The sequence below is a fragment of the Xanthomonas sp. NCPPB 2864 genome, from assembly GCF_056675615.1.
On the sequence record NZ_JBWWVS010000004.1, the window covers coordinates 339,689 to 359,219 of the forward strand.

7 protein-coding genes are annotated in these 19,531 nt (G+C 67.1%); all 7 read left to right on the plus strand.

Going from position 1 to position 19,531, the window contains the following annotated elements; all coding sequences use genetic code 11:
- Nucleotides 1-602: 602 nt before the first annotated feature.
- The 7 genes from AC1KVE_RS12095 to gspG all read left to right on the plus strand — a co-directional run bounded on the left by AC1KVE_RS12095 (nucleotide 603) and on the right by gspG (nucleotide 19,522).
- Nucleotides 603-4,571: a YadA-like family protein gene (locus tag AC1KVE_RS12095; protein WP_481092124.1), complete on the plus strand. Its 3,969-nt coding sequence runs from the start codon at nucleotides 603-605 to the stop codon at nucleotides 4,569-4,571.
- 83 nt (nucleotides 4,572-4,654) lie between these two features.
- The gene (locus tag AC1KVE_RS12100; RefSeq protein WP_481092125.1) at nucleotides 4,655-6,538 is read left to right on the plus strand and encodes a S8 family peptidase; all 1,884 of its coding nucleotides are present in this window, start codon (nucleotides 4,655-4,657) and stop codon (nucleotides 6,536-6,538) included.
- A gap of 546 nt (nucleotides 6,539-7,084) precedes the next feature.
- Nucleotides 7,085-13,612, plus strand: a complete 6,528-nt coding sequence (locus AC1KVE_RS12105) for an ESPR-type extended signal peptide-containing protein (RefSeq protein WP_184458202.1) — start codon at nucleotides 7,085-7,087, stop codon at nucleotides 13,610-13,612.
- A 221-nt stretch (nucleotides 13,613-13,833) separates the two neighbouring features.
- Nucleotides 13,834-15,717: a diffusible signal factor-reguated S8 family serine peptidase gene (locus tag AC1KVE_RS12110; RefSeq protein ID WP_016901936.1), complete on the plus strand. Its 1,884-nt coding sequence runs from the start codon at nucleotides 13,834-13,836 to the stop codon at nucleotides 15,715-15,717.
- A 129-nt stretch (nucleotides 15,718-15,846) separates the two neighbouring features.
- Nucleotides 15,847-17,574 carry a type II secretion system ATPase GspE gene (gene gspE, locus AC1KVE_RS12115; RefSeq protein ID WP_167709711.1) on the plus strand — a complete coding sequence of 576 codons (1,728 nt, stop codon included), beginning with the start codon at nucleotides 15,847-15,849 and terminating at the stop codon, nucleotides 17,572-17,574.
- A 175-nt stretch (nucleotides 17,575-17,749) separates the two neighbouring features.
- Nucleotides 17,750-18,967, plus strand: a complete 1,218-nt coding sequence (gene xpsF, locus AC1KVE_RS12120) for a type II secretion system protein XpsF (protein WP_047129329.1) — start codon at nucleotides 17,750-17,752, stop codon at nucleotides 18,965-18,967.
- 123 nt (nucleotides 18,968-19,090) lie between these two features.
- Nucleotides 19,091-19,522, plus strand: a complete 432-nt coding sequence (gspG, locus tag AC1KVE_RS12125; RefSeq protein ID WP_024939118.1) for a type II secretion system major pseudopilin GspG — start codon at nucleotides 19,091-19,093, stop codon at nucleotides 19,520-19,522.
- The last annotated feature ends 9 nt before the right edge of the window (nucleotides 19,523-19,531 follow it).

The following is a 19,531-nucleotide window of genomic DNA, read 5'->3' on the forward strand; positions in this document are numbered from 1 at the left end:
GCCGCGAGCGGCGTGGCGATGCGTGGTGCTTTATGAGCAAGAAAATGCATGGCCGCGTTTGGGTCGACTGCAGGCTCCCAAGGAGCCGGGCTCGCCTGCAACAGCTGCCAATGGCAGCCACGTCCTTGCACGCAGCGCGCGCAGCGGCAGGACACTCGAGAAAAACGCGGTTTTCCAACCTGGCCTGCGGCCAGCACAAGGCTTGTCGCCATCACGTTGCATGCGTTCCTGGTGGGGGCGAACGCCTGCGGTCGCATTGGCGCTGTTGCGATGAATTGCATTTAGTGAAGGTCGAAACATGGTTTACTTTAAGTAACTATAAAAACTACTAGGTATTTAGTCGAAGTATCTAGTGATGTTGCTTGTGTGACGTCAATCTCAATTGAACTTTTGGTTTTTCAATAGATTCAGACCAAGTTATGAATCTTCGATTCATGGCGTTTCTGCAGCACTTTATGGATTGATCGTGGATGCTTTTGCGCGGGTAGTTCCCGCTGCAGAAGCAGGGCGAGTGCGTTTTCGATAAACCTCAGGGGGACTGTGCGATGCAATCGCACGGTGGTCGGTTTTTACATGCCAGACCAATGGGGAGTAAGTCGTTAATGAAGCGAATTCAATTGGATGCCGGTGGTGAGCAGCGTGCTCATCGCCGAACGGCAAGGCTTGCCCGCGATGCGGGAAATCAAGCGCTATATCGATCTGCGGGGCATGCGCGCGGCAGGCTGGCGGCGGCACTGCTGCTGGCGCTTGCCGGCATGGCTGGAGTTGCCCAGGCCACGACCACGCAAGCCGACACGCTTGCACATTGCACGGTCGTCCAAGGCCAACAGCGTTGCGACACCGATGTGGCGACAAGCGACAGCGCCGCGCCTGCAACAGCGAGCGCGCAAGCAGCGGCAACGCCTGCGGCAGATGCCGATGCACCGGCGTTTGCGGATGGGCAGGATGCGCTGGCCCTGGGCAATGCGAGTAATGCGCTGGGCGATGGAACCAGCGCGTTCGGCGGCGGAAGCCTGGCCTTGGAGCGCGACGCCACCGCGATCGGACACAACGTGTCGGCCGCAGGGGAATCGGCAACCGCCGTCGGCAGCGTGGCAACGGTCTACGACTACGACGCATCCGGATTTGTCATCGGGCAACGCGAACAGGCCACGCAAGCGTCCGGTGTGGGGGCCACTGCCGTCGGCGGTGGTGCGGTGGCTGGGGATCCGTTTTCCAGTGCCGTTGGCAGCGGCGCCAGCGCCACTGGCGTGCAGAGCAGCGCGCTGGGTTATCGCGCACAGACCTTCAACGACGGCTCCACCGCCATCGGCGGCTTGTCCACGGCAAGCGGTTTTCTCTCCACCGCCGGCGGCTACAGTTCGCGTGCCAGTGGAGACACGTCCACCGCCTTCGGTTACCGGGCGCGCAGCCAAGGCAGCAGCAGTATCGCGGTAGGCGATACCGCATTGGCCAGTGGCGTGCAGAGCGTGGTGGTCGGTGGCATCAGCAACTTCGGATCGATCACCGCTGCCACCGGAACAGGCGGCATCGCGCTCGGCGCTGGTGCGCAGAGCCAGTCCGATTATGCGATTGCCATTGGCTACGATTCCAACATCTTTCCCAATGCGCCAGGCAATACCGATGCGGTGGCGATCGGCCACAGCGCCGGTTCGTTCGCGCCACGCACGGTGTCGCTGGGTGGCTTCTCGTTGGCGATGGGCGATGGTGGTATCTCGATCGGTCACGACAGCACCGCTTACACTGAAAACAGCATCGCATTGGGCGCACGTGCCGGCACCTCGTGGTTCAACGGCAACAACACCGCGATCGGTGCAGATTCCCAAACCAATGGCATCGATGCGGTGGCGATCGGCTATGGCGCGCGCGTGGGCGATTTTGTCGACGATGCCTGGAACCGCTCTGCCTCCAGCGCCGTCGCACTGGGCGCGCATTCCTACGCGAACCGCAGCAATACGGTGTCGGTTGGCGATGTGCAGGCGGGGCTGACGCGGCAGATCACCAGCGTGGCGGCAGGCACCGAGGCCAATGACGCAGTCAATCTCGCCCAACTCGACAGCGTGCGTGCGGTGGCCGACCGTCTCGACAGCACGCTGGCCATTGGCAAGACCGATACGGACGAAGCCGCCGCCCATGTCGACGGACTCAATGCGCTGGCGCTGGGGAGCGCCAGCAACGCGATCGGCGATGGTGCCAATGCGCTGGGTTCGGGCAGTCTGGCGCTCGGGCGCGATGCCGTGGCCGTCGGCCGCAACGCCAGCGCGGCCGATGCCTCGGCCGTTGCAGTGGGTGGCGTCGCGTCCGTGCCGGTATTCGATGCGGCGGGTTCCATCGTCGGTGCGCAGGAACAGGCCACCCTGGCCCAGGCGCGCGGCGCAGCGGCGCTGGGCAGCGGGGCGATTGCCACGCGCAGCTTCGCCACCGCGGTCGGCACGGGGGCAGCGGCCAGCGGTGAGCAATCGATGGCGGCGGGATTCAGCGCACGTGCGCAGGATGATGTTGCCACCGCGGTGGGCGCATTCTCGACCGCGCGCAGTACGGCGGCGTCGGCCTTCGGTTTTGGTGCGCGGGCCGACGCGAGCATGACCACGGCGGTGGGCTTCAATGCCTCCAGTCTTGGCGAGAGCAGTGTTGCCGTGGGCAGTCTGGCGGTTGCCGCCGGCGAGCGCAGCGTGACGCTCGGCGGCATGTCGCTGATCAGCTCCTCGCTCAGGCCGGCGGGTGCGTTCCGGGTCGGTGGCGTTGCCATTGGCGCCGGTGCGCGCAGCGACGGCGATTACGCCGTTGCGCTTGGCTACAACGCCAACGTGTTCTCCAACGACAACAATACCGACGCGGTGGCGATCGGCCATAGCGCCGCGTCGTTCGCTCCACGCACGGTGTCGCTGGGGGCATTGGCATCGGCCGAGGGCGCGGAGGGCATCGGCATCGGCTATGACGCGCGTGCCACCTCCAGCAGGAGCATCGCGATCGGGAGCGGCGCCAATACGTCGATCCTCTATGGCGACAATATCGCGCTGGGAACCAACGCCAAGGCGGATGCGCCCGATGCGATCGCGATCGGGCGCAATGCCAACGTGGGCGTGTTCGTCGGCGAAACGGGCAGCGCGGCGGTGGCATTGGGCGTGCAATCCAATGCGTTGGGCAACAACAGTCTGGCAGTGGGCTACAACGCGTTTACCCGCCAGGGTGGTCGTGATGCCGTCGCACTCGGTGCCAATGCCGGTGCCAGCGGTGCCGATTCGGTGGCGCTGGGCGCGGGTTCGCGCAGCTACGAGGCCAACGTGGTGTCGGTGGGCAACGGCAATGGCCGCGGCGGCCCGGCCACGCGCCGCATCGTCAATGTCGGCAATGGTGCGATTGCCGGTGGCAGTACCGATGCGATCAACGGCGGCCAGCTGTTCCAGTCGTTGAGTAATGCCGCCAGCTTCCTCGGCGGTGGTGCGGCGATCGGTGCGCAGGGCGTGTTCGTTGCGCCGACCTACGTGGTCCAGGGCAGCAGTTACCGCAATGTGGGCGAGGCGCTGACTGCGCTGGACAGCAAAGTCAGCGAGCTGGATGCGCGTGGTGGTACGACGACGCCTGGCGCTGCGGCGCGTTCGGCTGCAGCGCGTGTGGCAACGGCGCCAGCCCCGGCTGCGGACGCCTCGGCTGGCGCCACTACCGCAGATGCGACAGCCGATGGCCTGCAGTCGATATCGCTGGCCGCTGACGGCATGGCCGACAGCGCGGTGTCCTCCGTCACCGCAACGGCGAGCGGGCTTGCTGCAAGCAACGCGCTCCAAGGTACGCCCACCGCAGCAACGGTCGGCAGCATCACCCCGGCCGCAACGTCCACCGCCGTCGGCACGGCCGCAGTGGCCAACCACGTGACCGGCACGGCGATCGGCGGCAGCGCGTATGCGCATGGCCCCAACGACACCGCAATCGGCAGCAATGCGCGCGTCAATGCCGATGGCAGCACCGCGGTCGGCGCCAACACGCAGATTGCCGCGGTGGCGACCAATGCGGTGGCGATGGGCGAAGGCGCGCAGGTCAGTGCGGCCTCCGGCACGGCGATCGGACAGGGCGCACGTGCCAGTGCACAAGGTGCGGTCGCGCTGGGGCAGGGGTCGGTTGCCGATCGTGCCAACACGGTGTCGGTGGGCAGCGTCGGCGGCGAGCGTCAGGTGGCCAATGTGGCCGCCGGCACACGTGCCACCGATGCGGTCAACAAGGGCCAGCTGGACAACGGCGTTGCCGCGGCCAACAGCTATACCGACAGCCGCTACAACGCGATGGCCGACAGCTTCGAGACCTACCAGGGCGACATCGAAGACCGTCTGCGCCGGCAGAACCGTCGCCTGGATCGTCAGGGTGCGATGAGCTCGGCGATGTTGAACATGGCCGCCAGCGTCGGTGGCATCGCCACGCAGAACCGCGTCGGTGCCGGCGTCGGTTTCCAGAACGGCGAGTCGGCGTTGTCGGTGGGCTATCAGCGTGCGATCAGCCCGCGCGCCACCCTGACGGTGGGCGGCGCACTCAGCGGTGACGACCGGTCGATCGGCCTGGGCGCCGGCTTCGGCTGGTAGCGCAGGTCTTGCCATCGCAGCGGCTGCGCTCGCGGCGGCTGCGTGCTCACTCATTTGCATTTCATCTTGAAGAGGACGTCATCGTGATTCAGACCCATCGTTCCCGAACCCTCGCCATTGCCTGCAGCGCCGTGCTGTCGCTTGCCGGCGGCATCGCCAACGCGGCCACGCCGGACGCCGGCATACGCAGCGCGCAACAGCTGCAGGCCATGCGCGATGCGCCGGTCGACGCCATCATCGTCACCTATCGCAGCGGCACAGTGAGCGCGCGCACCGTCGGCGCCGCGTCCACGGCCACCATCACTGCGGCGGCATCACGCGCGGCAGTGCGCCTGGCGCCGGCCACGCGCAGCGGCGCGCAGGCGGCGCCGACGCATGTGCGTACCCTGGCGGTGGGTGGAGAGTTGATCCGGTTGCCCACGCAACTCAGCCGCAGCGACGCCGACCGCCTGGTGCGCGAGCTGCAAGCCGATCCGGCGGTGGAACATGCACAGATCGATGCACGCGCCTATCCGTTGCAGAGCAGCGGCGGCAGCTTGCCCAACGATCCACTGCTGGCGAGCAATCAATGGCATCTCACCGATCCGGTCGGCGGCATCGATGCGCCGGCGGCGTGGAAGACCGCGCAGGGCGAGGGCGTGGTGGTGGCGGTGATCGACACCGGCATCCTGCCGGCGCACCCGGATCTGGCCGGCAATCTGCTGCAGGGCTACGACTTCATCACCGATGCCGGCCGGTCGCGACGTCCGACCGATGCGCGCGTGGCGGGTGCGCTGGACCGCGGCGACTGGGAAGCCGAAGACGGCGAGTGCGGCATTTTTTCCGCGGCGCATGACAGCTCCTGGCATGGCACCCACGTGGCCGGCACGATCGCCGAAACCACCGGCAACGGCATTGGCGGTGCCGGCGTGGCCTACAAGGCCAAGGTGCTGCCGGTCCGCGTGCTCGGTCATTGCGGCGGTTCGTTCTCGGATATCAGCGATGCCATCGTGTGGGCGTCCGGCGGGCATGTGGAGGGTGTGCCGGACAATCGCGACCCGGCGGAAATCATCAACATGAGCCTGGGCGGCTTTGGCCCCTGCGATTCGGTCACGCAGGCGGCGATCGACGGTGCGGTGTCGCGCGGCACCACCGTGGTGGTGGCGGCCGGCAACGACGGCTCGGATGTGTCCAGTGCGGTGCCGGCCAACTGCGCCAATGTGGTGTCGGTGGCGGCCACCCGCCTGACCGGTGGCCTGGCGTACTACAGCAATTTCGGCAGCTTGATCGATCTGGCCGCACCCGGTGGTGGCGCACGCGATCTGGCAACCGACACCTTGTACGACGGCCCGATCGGCAGCTGGATCTGGCAGACCGGCTACACCGGCAAGACCACGCCCACGTCCGGCCAATTCGACTACATCGGGCCCGGCTTTGCCGGAACCTCGATGGCCTCGCCGCACGTGGCGGGGACTGCCGCACTGGTGCAGAGCGCGCTGATCGCCGATGGCAGGCCGCCGCTGACACCTGCGGCGCTGGAACGCCTGCTCAAGCGCAGTGCACGCGCGTTTCCGGTGCAGTTGCCGTTGAGCACGCCGGCCGGCACCGGCATCGTGGATGCCGGCGCGGCGATCGATCGTGCACTGCGTCGCTGCGACAGCGGCGATCTGGGCTGCCAGCTGGATGCCCAGACGCTGCGCAACAGCGTGCCCGAGCGCGGCTTGTCCAATGTGGCCGGCGATGCCGGTGTATTCGCCTTCGAGGCGAACGCGGGTGCGGTGCTGAGCTTCATCAGCTTCGGCGGCAGCGGGCAGGCGGCGCTGTATGTCGCCTTGGGCCGCGCGCCGAGCGCGACCGACAACGACGGCATGTCCAGCCGCAGCGGAACCAGCCAGACGGTGCGCTTCACCGCACCGCGTGCCGGGACCTATTTCATCCGTCTCGACGGCAGCGGCTTCGATGGAGTGAGCCTGTTGGCGCGTCAGTGATCCGACACATGGCGGCGCGAGGGGGGGGGCGCTGACGTCGGTTTCCTGACGCAACGGTGCGGGCAAAACCGCTCTCGTCCTGCACCATGATGGGCTGAGTGGTCGGCGCGGGGAGCGCTGGTCCGATTCGTGACCTGTTCGGCGCGCGGTTTTGCGCAACCAAGCCTGCTGGCGTCCTGCCAGCGGGCTTTTTTGTCTGCTGCGGACATGCGCATTCAGCTTGGAAATGTCTCTCAAGACATGACCTAGATCGCTGTTTTCCAAAGAATTATCAAAAAACGAATAAAAGCAAGCAGAAGTGTGATGGAACGCACGCTCAGCTTCGCTTTCTGTCAAAAACTTGACGCCTGATTTGACCGCTGTTAACACTTCGCTCAGTTCTATGGTTGGGTAGCGTTCACTTTTTGACTACCCAGGGTGCAGCTTCCGCGCACTGCCATTTGGCCCATGGCGCCAATCACCACGGGGAACCGCAGCGGCTGGAACGCCTCGCGATGGTGGGTGTTCGTCAAAAAACCAGTCCCAACATTCAGGAGCAGTGCGTCGATGAATCGGATTTATCGCAAGGTCTGGAACAAATCGTTAGGCGTGTGGGCCGTGGCATCGGAATTGGCCAGCGGCGACAGCCCGGGCGCAGTGAGCACCGCCGCATTCATCGACCGTCGCCAGAGCCGTTGCCTGGTTGCCGCGATCGCCCTGGCGCTGGGTAGCGCCGGCATCGCACTCCCCCTTTCTGCAATGGCGCAATCGGTCGAGGTCGGCCGCGGCGCATCGGCACCTGCCGCCAACGCCACTGCCATCGGCGCCGGCAGCCGCGCCAGCGCCACCGGCGCGCTCGCCAGCGGTGCTGACAGCAGCGCCAGCGGCGTGAACAGCAGCGCGATCGGCCGCCAGACCAATGCGATCGGCGAGAACGCGGTGGCCATCGGTTACAACAGCTTCGTACGCCAGAGCGGCGAAAACGGCGTCGCGCTGGGTGCAAACGCCGGCGTGACCGGTGCCAACTCGGTGGCGCTGGGCGCAGGCTCGCGCACCCACGAAGACGATGTGGTGTCGGTCGGCAGCGGCAATGGCCGCGGCGGCCCGGCCACGCGCCGCATCACCAATGTCGGCGCCGGCGTCAACGCCACCGACGCGGTGAACGTGGCGCAGTTGCGCGACGTGGCCGATGTGGCCGAAGACACGGCCACGTTCTTCAAGGCGACCCCGGGCGAAGACAGCGTCGGCGCCTATGTCGAAGGCGATAGCGCGCTGGCTGCCGGCGATGCCGCCAATGCGGTAGGCACGGCGACCACTGCGCTGGGAACCGGTGCCAATGCGGTGGCCGACAATGCCACTGCGGTCGGCGCCAATGCGCTCGCATCCGGGCAGAACAGCGCGGCATTCGGCCATAACGCGCAGGCCAACGGCCCTGGCAGCGTGGCCGTGGGCGGCGCTGCCGTGGACGAAGACGGCGAGCCGTTGGTCACCAACGGCGGCGTGCCGGTCACCACCGGCGCCACCAGTGCCGGCGTCGGCGGAACCGCAGTCGGCGCCAGCGCCAATGCCGATGGCTTCGCCGCCTCGTCGTTCGGCGTCGGTGCGTATGCGGCCGGGACGCAGTCTTCCGCGTTCGGTGCGGTAGCCAATGCGGCGGGCGATTACGCCACTGCGGTGGGCACGCAGACCAGCGCCAGCGGCACCAGCAGCACCGCTGTCGGTGGTCCGGTCGATTACATCCCGGGTCTGGGCTTCTTCGTACAGACCCAGGCCAGCGGCGAAGCCTCCACCGCGCTCGGCGCCGGTGCGATCGCATCGGGCAGCTACACCACGGCAGTGGGCACGCTCAGCGAAGCCTCCGGCACCGAAGCCACCGCGGTGGGTTACTTCGCCTATGCACCTGGCGAAGGTGCCACGGCAGTCGGCCCGGAATCCTGGGCCAGCGGCGAGCTGAGCACCGCGCTGGGTTACTACAGCACCGCACGCGGCGCCAACTCGGTGGCCTTGGGCGCCAATTCGGTGGCCACGCGCGCCAACACCGTGTCGGTGGGTGCGGCTGGCGACGAGCGTCAGATCACCAACGTCGCCGCCGGTACCGAAGGCAGCGATGCGGTCAATCTCGATCAGCTCACCGCCGTGTCCGACGTCGCCGCCACCACCGCGCGCACCTTCGTGGCCACCGGCGATGGCACCGCGATTGCCGAAGGCGTGGACAGCGTTGCGGCCGGTTCCAATGCATCGGCTTACGAGGATTACAGCACTGCGCTGGGTTCGAGCAGCCTGGCGTCAGCGGTCAACACCACTGCGGTCGGCAGTGGTGCGGTGGCCAATGTCAACAATGCCACCGCGCTCGGCTTCAACAGTATCGCCAGCGACCGCTATGCCACCGCCGTGGGTGCCGACAGCACGGCATCGGGCTTCTATGGCACTGCAGTCGGCGGCACCAGCGTGGCCAATGGTCGTGGCGGTACCGCGATCGGTTTCGAAAGCATCGCCAATGGCCTCGAATCCACCGCACTCGGCTTTGCCAGCGTGGCCTGGGGCGACACCAGCACCGCCGTGGGTGCGGAAAGCACCGCCTACGGCGCGGGCAGCGTCGCGGTGGGCATCACCTCGGCCGCCAGCGGCAGCGTTTCGGTCGCCATCGGCGACAACGCCTATGCCGGCGGTGGGCGTGCAATCGCCATCGGTTCGCAGTCAGTCGGCTATGGCGATCGCAGCATTGCGCTGGGCACCGAGGCAGTCGTCGAAGGCGCAGACAGCATTGCGATCGGCGACGGCGCGCGGATTGCGGTCGACAACAGCGTTGCGCTCGGCGTCGGCGCAGTGGCCGATCGCGCCAGCACGGTGTCGGTGGGCACGGTTGGCGGCGAGCGTCAGATCACCAATGTCGCTGCCGGTACCGAAGGCACCGATGCGGTCAATCTGGATCAGCTCACGGCAGTGTCCGATGGCGCCGCCAACACCGCGCGCACGTTCGTCGCCACCGGTGACGGCACCGCAATTGCCGAAGGCGCCGACAGCGTTGCGGCAGGTTCCGATGCGTCGGCGCTCGCCGATAACAGCACGGCGCTGGGTGCCAGCAGTATCGCCAGCGGGCGCGGCGCAACCGCACTCGGTTATGAAAGCCTTGCCAACGGTGCTGCATCCACTGCGGTGGGTGTGGCCAGCGTGGCGTGGGGCCAGGGCAGCACGGCACTGGGTACCGACAGCGTGGCCTACGCCGACAACAGCGTGGCGCTGGGTGCCGGCGCGGTTGCCGATCGCGACAATACGGTGGCGGTCGGCAGCGTCGGTGGCGAGCGCCAGATCACCAATGTCGCCGCCGGTACCGAGGGTACCGATGCGGTGAACCTGGACCAGCTCAACGCAGTCGGCGAAACCGCCGAAACCACTGCGCGTCTGTTTGCCGGCACCGGCACCGGCACGGCCGATGCGCAGGGCGAGGACGCCACCGCAGCCGGCTCCAACGCTACCGCAGACGGCGATTACAGCAGCGCGTTCGGTTCCAGCAGCCAGGCCACTGCGATCGGCGCCGTCGCCATCGGCAGCGGTGCCAGCGCCACCGCGCAGTACGCCAATGCAGCCGGCTACAACGCCGCTGCCAGTGGCTACGGCAGCATCGCCAACGGCGCCTTCAGTCAGGCCAGCGGCGATTACGCCGTGGCCGTGGGTGGCGAGAGCGAAGCCGCCGGCGCGCAGAGCACCGCGCTGGGTGCGGCGGCAGGTGCGTATGGCGATGGTTCCCTGGCCGCCGGCACGTTGAGCGTGGCCGATGGCAGCGAAACCACCGCGGTGGGCTATTTCGCCAGCGCCAGTGGCGAGTCGGCCACTGCGGTCGGCGCAGAGAGCGTGGCCGATGGCACCAGCGCGGCGGCGTTCGGCTTCGGTGCCGAGGCCACCTCCAACTACTCCACCGCCTTGGGCGGCTATTCCAGTGCGACCGGTTTCAACAGCACCGCGCTGGGCAATTTCAGCACCGCCAGCGGCTCCAATACCGTGGCCGTGGGTGGCGATGCCACCGCAACCGGCGACTACAGCGTTGCAGCCGGCCAGGGCAGCGTGGCCAGCGGCTACAACAGCGTGTCGGTCGGTGGCGCCCTGCTCGGCCTGTTGCCGACTGAAGCCTCCGGGGACTACTCCACCGCGCTCGGCGGCGCGGCATGGGCACCGGGCCTCAACAGCACCGCGCTCGGCAATTTTGCCGAATCCACCGGCGAAGGCAGCGTGGCGCTGGGTGCCGATTCGGTGGCCGATCGCGATTTTGCGGTGTCGGTGGGCAGCGCCGGCAACGAGCGTCAGATCACCAACGTGGCCGCCGGTACGCAGGGCACCGACGCGGTGAATCTGGATCAGCTCAACGCCGTTGCCGAAACCGCACAATCCACCAGCAAGTACTTCCAGGCCAGCGGCAGCGATGACAGCGATGCCGGTGCCTACGTCGAGGGCGACAACGCCCTGGCCGCAGGCGAGGGCGCCAATGCCACCGGTACCGGCGCCACGGCGTTGGGTGCCGGTGCGCAGGCGGTGGTCGATAACGCAACGGCGGTTGGCGTGAGTGCGCTGGCCAGCGGAACCGGCGCAGCTGCAGTGGGCAACAACGCCCAGGCCACCGGCGAAAACAGCAGCGCCGTCGGCAGCAATGCCCTGGCCAGCGATGTCGGTGCCAGCGCAAACGGTGCCGGCGCGCAGGCAATTTCGACCTATGCGACCGCGCTCGGCAGCGAAGCGGTGGCATCGGACAACCAGGCCACCGCGGCCGGTTTCCGCAGCACCGCCTCCAATGTCGGCAGCGCCGCCTTCGGTGGTTACAGCGAATCCAGCGGCAGGCTGTCGTCGGCGCTGGGCTATGGTGCGGTGGCGTCCAGCGACTACAGCACCGCCGTGGGTGCCGCCGCACTGGCCTCCGGCGCAAGTGCAGTGGCCGTCGGCGAATTCAGCGAGGCCACCGGCGAAGAAAGCGTGGCCGTCGGCGGCAGCACGTTCTTCGGCTTCATCCCGGCGCGTGCCTCCGGCACCGGCGCTGCTGCATTCGGTGCGGGCGCGTGGGCCACGGCCGACTACACCACCGCCATCGGCTGGAATTCGTATGCCGACGGCGTCAATGCCACCGCGCTCGGTCAGAGCGCGGCGGCCCTTGCCGACAATACGCTTGCCCTGGGTGGCGGCAGCCGCGCCGATGCGGTCGGCGCCAGCGTGGTCGGTGTGGATGCATCGGCAACCGGCATCAACAGCACCGGTGTCGGTCGTCAGGTCAACGTGATCGGCGAGAACGCGGTGTCGGTGGGCTACAACTCGTTCGTGCGCCAGAGCGCGGTCAATGGTGTGGCCCTCGGTGCCAACGCCGGTGCGACCGGTGCCGATTCGGTGGCGCTGGGCTCGGGCTCGCGCACCTACGAAGCCGACACGGTGTCGATCGGCAGCGGCAATGGCCGCGGCGGTCCGGCTACGCGTCGCATCGTCAATGTCAGCGACGGCCAGGCGGCGACCGATGCGGTCAACAAGGGCCAGCTGGATGCCCTGGCGGCCGATGTGCAGACCACCAACGGCATGGTGCAAACCACCGGTGAAGGGGTGGCCAGCGCAACCGGTGATCGCGCCACTGCCGCGGGCGCCGGTGCAACCGCCAGCGGCGCACGCAGCGTGGCGATCGCCTCCGGCAGCCGCGCCTCGGCCACCGGCGCCAGCGCCATGGGCGTGGACAGCAGCGCCAGCGGCGTGAACAGCACCGCGATGGGCCGGCAGACCAATTCCATCGGCGAAAACGGTGTGGCGTTGGGCTACAACTCCTTCGTGCGCCAGAGCGGTGCCAATGCGGTGGCGCTGGGTGCCAATGCCGGTGCCAGTGGTGCCGACTCGGTGGCGTTGGGCTCAGGCTCGCGTACCTACGATGCCAACGTGGTCTCGGTGGGTAGCGGCGATGGCCGCGGCGGCCCGGCCACGCGCCGCATCGTCAACGTCGGCAATGGTGCGATTGCCGGTGCCAGTACCGATGCGATCAACGGCGGCCAGCTGTTCCAGTCGCTCAGCAACGCCGCCAGTTTCCTCGGCGGTGGCGCGGCGATCGGTGCGCAGGGCGTGTTCGTCGCGCCGACCTACGTGATCCAGGGTGCCAGCTACAACAATGTCGGTGCGGCATTGACCGCGTTGGACAGCAAGGTCACCGAGCTGGATGCACGCGGTGGTACCGCAACGGCCAGCACCGCGGCACGCACGCTGTCGCTGCGCACTGCAGGGGTGCCTGCAGTGGCTGCGAGCGCAGTGAGCCCGTCGGGCAACGCCGTTGCCGATACCGGCGCAGGCGTGCAGGGCACGCCGACCGCCGCAGTGGTCGGCAGTATCACCCCGGCTGCAACGTCCACCGCCGTGGGCACGGCCGCAGTGGCCAATCACGTGACCGGCACGGCGATCGGCGGCAGCGCGTATGCGCATGGCCCCAACGACACCGCGATCGGCAGCAACGCACGCGTCAATGCCGATGGCAGCACCGCGGTCGGCGCCAATACGCAGATTGCCGCGGTGGCGACCAATGCGGTGGCGATGGGCGAAGGCGCGCAGGTCAGTGCGGCCTCCGGCACGGCGATCGGACAGGGCGCACGTGCGAGTGCGCAAGGTGCGGTCGCGCTGGGTCAGGGGTCGGTTGCCGATCGTGCCAACACGGTGTCGGTGGGCAGCGTCGGCGGCGAGCGTCAGGTGGCCAATGTGGCCGCCGGCACGCGAGCCACCGATGCGGTCAACAAGGGCCAGCTGGACAACGGCGTTGCCGCGGCCAACAGCTATACCGACAGCCGCTACAACGCGATGGCCGACAGCTTCGAGACCTACCAGGGCGATATCGAAGACCGTCTGCGCAGGCAGAACCGCCGCCTGGATCGTCAGGGCGCGATGAGCTCGGCGATGTTGAACATGGCCGCCAGCGTCGGTGGCATCGCCACGCAGAACCGCGTCGGTGCCGGTGTCGGTTTCCAGAACGGCGAGTCGGCGTTGTCGGTGGGCTACCAGCGTGCGATCAGCCCGCGCGCCACCTTGACGGTGGGCGGCGCACTCAGTGGTGACGACAGTTCGATCGGTGTGGGTGCCGGCTTCGGCTGGTAACGCACCGCTGCATGACACGCGGCGGCGCCGATGTGCGCCGCCGCGCCAGAGCAAGGCCTGAGGGGGCGGGCAAGGACCGTGGCTGGGCCGGCCAACGGATTCGATGGAGTGATGGCCTTACCAGGAGTGGCTGATCGAACGCAGCGCGCTGCACCGCAGTTGCGCCGCAGTTCGGAAGCCGCTCCCAGCTGATCGACGAAAAACACGAAGAGGACTTCACCGTGATCGACAAGAATTTCCGTCTCTCCCCGCTGACCGGCGCCATCCTGATGATGGCGCTCGGTGCATCGGGCACGCTCGCTGCTGCCCCGAAACTGCTGGTCAAGGAACCGACCCAGGCAGCATCGGCCGGCGCTGCGTTCAGTAGCCGCCTGATCGTGCGCTACAAGGACAACACTGCTGCCGCGACCGATCGCGCCAGTAAGCTGAGCGCGGTGCAGGCTGCGGTCGGCCGTGTCGGTGCGAGCACCGGCGCACGCAGCAGCGCAGCCGCCGCCAAGGCGACGTATGTGCGCAAGCTCGGCATCGGCTCGGACCTGATCAAGCTGTCCAGCACGCTGACCACCGCCCAGGTGGACAAGGTGGTGGTCGAGCTCAAGAACGACCCGTCCGTGGCCGACGTGCAGATCGATCGCATGCTGCGCCCGGTCGACATCAAGAAGAGCGTCGCCGCCACCGACGTGACCCCGCAACTGGTGCCTAACGATCCGCTGTACGCGCAGTACCAGTGGCATCTGAGCAACCCCAACGGCGGCATCAATGCGCCGGCCGCTTGGGATCTGTCGCAGGGCGCGGGCGTGGTGGTGGCAGTGCTGGATACCGGCATCCTGCCGGGCCATCCCGACTTTGCCGGCAACCTGCTGCAGGGTTACGACTTCATCACCGATGCCGAAGTCTCGCGTCGTCCCACCGATGCCCGCGTGCCGGGCGCGCTGGATTACGGCGACTGGGAAGAGGCCGACAACGTCTGCTATGACGGCTCGGTGGCACAGGAAAGCTCCTGGCACGGCACCCACGTATCGGGCACCGTGGCCGAGGCGACAAATAACGGTGTGGGCATGGCTGGCGTGGCGCCGAAGGCGACCATCCTGCCGGTGCGCGTGCTCGGCCGTTGCGGCGGCTACACCTCCGACATCGCCGATGCGATCGTCTGGGCGTCCGGCGGCACGGTCGCTGGCGTGCCGGCCAACACCAACCCGGCCGAGGTGATCAACATGAGCCTGGGTGGCGGCGAGCCCTGCGATTCGGCCACCCAGCTGGCGATCAACGGCGCGGTCGCGCGCGGCACCACCGTGGTGGTGGCGGCCGGCAACAGCGGCGAGGATGCGGCCAACCATTCGCCGGCCAGCTGCAACAACACCATCACCGTGGGTGCCACGCGCATCACCGGCGGCATCACCTACTACTCCAACTACGGCAGCAAGGTCGACCTGTCCGGCCCGGGCGGCGGTGGCAGCGTGGACGGCAATCCGGGCGGTTACATCTGGCAGGCCGGCTACACCGGTGCGACCACGCCGACCTCGGGCACCTATACCTATATGGGCTTGGGTGGCACCTCGATGGCATCGCCGCACGTGGCCGGTGTCGTCGCCCTGGTGCAGAGCGCGGCGATCGGTCTGGGCGATGGCCCGCTGACCCCGGCTGCGGTGGAAGCCCTGCTCAAGCAGACCAGCCGTCGCTTCCCGGTGACCCCGCCGGCCAGCACCCCGATCGGCAGCGGCATCGTCGATGCCAAGGCCGCGCTGGAAGCGGTGTTGGTGGAGCCCTGCGATCCGGCCACCGAGAGCTGCGCGCCGACCGCCATCGCGCTGACCAACAAGGCCCCGCTGACCGGCCTGAGCGGTGCTTACGCCAGTTCCACGCTGTACAGCTTCGAAGCCAAGGCCGGTGCCGTGCTCAGCTTCATGACCTATGGCGGCACCGGCGATGTGTCGGTGTACGTCAGCCATGAAGCCGAGCCCAGCGCCACCAGTTACGACGCCAAGTCGACCCGCCCGGGCAACAGCGAAACCGTGCGTTTCACTGCCCCCAAGGCCGGCACCTACTACATCAAGTTGGTGGGCGCTGCCGACTACGCGAAGCTGACGCTCGTCGCACGACAGTAAGCCGTCTCATAGTGTGACCGATGCCCCCGGCCAATCACCGGGGGCATCGTTTTTCAGGACGATTCAGATGCGTACGGTTGATCGTCGCGGCAAACTGCTACAGTCGGCGCCGGACCAGTGGAGACGAGTGTGAACGCGGTTGCCGTCGATCCAATTGAGCATCGCAGTGCGGAGACACGCATCGTCGAAGCGCTGCTTGAACGCCGTCGTCTGAAAGACACCGATCTGCTGCGCGCGCGCCAGTTGCAGACCGAATCCGGTATGGGCCTGCTGGCCTTGCTGGGCCGTCTGGGCCTGGTGTCCGAACGCGATCATGCGGAGACCTGCGCCGATGTGCTGGGTCTGCCGCTGGTGGATGCACGCCAGCTCGGCGATACCCCACCGGAAATGCTGCCGGACGTGCAGGGGCTGTCGCTACGCTTCCTCAAACAATTTCATCTATGCCCGGTCGGCGAACGCGATGGCCGGCTGGAGTTGTGGATCGCCGATCCCTATGACGATTACGCGATCGACGCAGTGCGGCTTGCGACCGGTTGCCCATTGTTGCTGCAGGTCGGCCTGCGCTCGGAAATCGATGACCTGATCGAGCGCTGGTACGGCCAGGGCCGCAGCGCGATGGGCACCATCGTGGAAACCGCCGATGGCGATGCCAACAGCAGCGACGATATCGAAGCGCTGCGCGACCTGGCGTCCGAAGCGCCGGTGATCCGGCTGGTGAATCTGGTGATCCAGCACGCGGTGGAACTGCGCGCATCGGACATCCATATCGAACCGTTCGAAAGCCGGCTCAAGGTGCGTTACCGCGTGGACGGCGTGCTGGTGGAAGGCGAAAGCCCGCCGGCCAAGCTCACCGCCGCGGTGATCAGCCGCATCAAGATCATGGCCAAGCTCAACATCGCCGAACGCCGGCTGCCGCAGGACGGCCGCATCATGCTGCGCGTGCAGGGCAAGGAGCTGGATCTGCGTGTCAGCACCGTGCCCACCGCGCACGGCGAGAGCGTGGTGATGCGCCTGCTCGATCGCGAAACGGTGGTATTCGACTTCTACAAGCTCGGCTTCACCGAAGAGTTTCTGCCGCAGTTCCGCAAGGTGCTGGAGCAACCGCACGGCATCATGCTGGTGACCGGCCCGACTGGTTCGGGCAAGACCACCACGCTGTACACCGCGTTGAGCCAGCTCAACACCTCGGATGTGAAAATCATCACCGTCGAAGACCCGGTGGAATACCAGATCGAAGGCATCAACCAGATCCAGGCCAAACCGCAGATCGGGCTGGATTTTGCCAACGCGCTGCGCAGCATCGTGCGTCAGGATCCGGACATCATCATGATCGGCGAAATGCGCGATCTGGAAACCGCGCGCATCGCGATCCAGTCTGCGCTCACCGGCCATCTGGTGCTGTCCACGCTGCACACCAACAACGCCGCCGGCGGTATCACCCGTCTGCTCGACATGGGCGTGGAAGACTATCTGCTCACCTCCACCATCAACGGCATCCTGGCACAGCGCCTGGTGCGCAAACTCGACCTGGCCAACGCCGAGCGTTATCTGGCATCGCCGGAAGAAATCGAACGCTTCAATCTGCGCCGGCTGCAACCGGACGGCGAGATCTACCTGTATCGTCCGCGTGCCTCGGCTGCCGCGCCGACCGGTTACCTGGGCCGCACCACCATCGTCGAATTCCTGGTGATGAACGACGAATTGCGGCGCGCGGTGATGCGCCGCGCCGGCATGGGCGAGATCGAACAACTGGCGCGCAAGGCCGGCATGCGCACCATGTACGAGGACGGCCTGTCCAAGGCCTTGCGCGGCGAAACCACCATCGAAGAAGTGCTGCGCGTGACGGAGGATGCGTGAGAGTCAACGGAGCCACAACGAGCATCGGATGCTCAGGATCGGAAGATAAGCAGAGCAGCGTCCTGGCAATGCGTTTTGCACGCGTGCGTGTGCGCCCGGTGGCGCCAACGCGGCGCAGGCTCCTGCTTTTCCCGATTCCCGATTCCCGATTCTCCACTCCCGGCCGTCCAGCCTGATGCCCCTGTACCGCTACAAAGCGCTCGACGCCCATGGCGAAATGCTCGATGGCCAGATGGAAGCGGCCAGCGACGCGGACGTTGCGCTGCGCCTGCAGGAGCAGGGCCACCTGCCGGTGGAAACGCGCCTGGCCACCGGCGAAAACGACTCGCCGTCGCTGCGCATGCTGCTGCGCAAGAAGCCGTTCGACAACGCCGCGCTGGTGCAGTTCACCCAGCAGTTGTCCACGCTGATCGGTGCCGGTCAGCCGCTGGATCGCGCGTTGTCGATCCTGATGGATCTGCCCGAAGACGACAAAAGCCGGCGCGTGATCGGCGATGTGCGCGACACCGTGCGTGGCGGCGCGCCGCTGTCCTCGGCGCTGGAACGCCAGCACGGGCTGTTTTCCAAGCTCTACATCAACATGGTGCGTGCGGGCGAAGCCGGCGGCAGCATGCAGGACACGCTGCAGCGCCTGGCCGATTACCTGGAGCGCAGCCGTGCGCTGCGCGGCAAGGTGATCAACGCATTGATCTATCCGGCGATCCTGCTGGCGGTGGTCGGCTGCGCGCTGCTGTTCCTGCTCGGCTATGTGGTGCCGCAGTTCGCGCAGATGTACGAAAGCCTGGATGTGGCCTTGCCGTGGTTCACCCAGGCGGTGTTGAGCGTGGGCCTGCTGGTGCGCGACTGGTGGGTGGTGCTGATCGTGGTGCCGGGCGTGCTGGGGCTGTGGCTGGATCGCAAGCGCCGCAATGCCGCGTTCCGTGCCGCGCTGGATGAGTGGTTGCTGCGGCAGAAAGTGGTCGGCAGCCTGATCGCGCGCCTGGAAACCGCACGGCTGACGCGCACGCTGGGCACCTTGCTGCGCAACGGCGTGCCGCTGCTGGCGGCAATCGGCATTGCGCGCAACGTGATGTCCAATCTGGCGCTGGTCGAGGATGTCGACGCCGCGGCCGACGACGTCAAGAACGGCCATGGCCTGGCGATGTCGCTGGCACGCGGCAAGCGCTTCCCGCGGCTGGCCCTGCAGATGATCCAGGTCGGCGAAGAATCGGGCGCCCTGGACACGATGCTGCTCAAGACCGCCGACACCTTCGAGCTGGAAACCGCGCAAGCCATCGACCGCGCGCTGGCCGCGCTGGTGCCGTTGATCACGCTGGTGCTGGCCTCGGTAGTGGGGCTTGTCATCATTTCGGTGCTGGTGCCGCTGTATGACCTGACCAATGCCATCGGATAACGTGGCGGCGGATTCACAACAACTTTCCGGTGACCGCGCGACACCCATGCGGGAACCATTGCAATGCCCGCCGTGTCATCTTCTGGCGGCAGCATCTTTCATCGACGTGCAAGGAAATCGTTCATGATCAAGCGCTCCATCACCCGTAGTCCGTCGCGTGCAGGCCAGGCCGGCATGAGCCTGCTGGAAATCATCATCGTCATCGTCCTGATCGGCGCGGTGCTGACCCTGGTCGGCAGCCGTGTGCTCGGTGGTGCCGATCGCGGCAAGGCCAACCTGGCCAAGTCGCAGATCCAGACCCTGGCCGGCAAGATCGAGAATTTCCAGCTCGACACCGGCAAGTTGCCGAGCAAGCTCGACGACCTGGTGACCCAGCCCGGTGGCAGCAGCGGCTGGCTGGGCCCGTACGCCAAGCCGGCCGAACTCAACGACCCGTGGGGCCACACCATCGAATACCGCGCGCCCGGCGATGGCCAGCCGTTCGATCTGATCAGCCTGGGCAAGGACGGCCGCCCCGGTGGCAGCAGTTACGACGCGGACATCAAGTACCAATAAGCCGTTTGC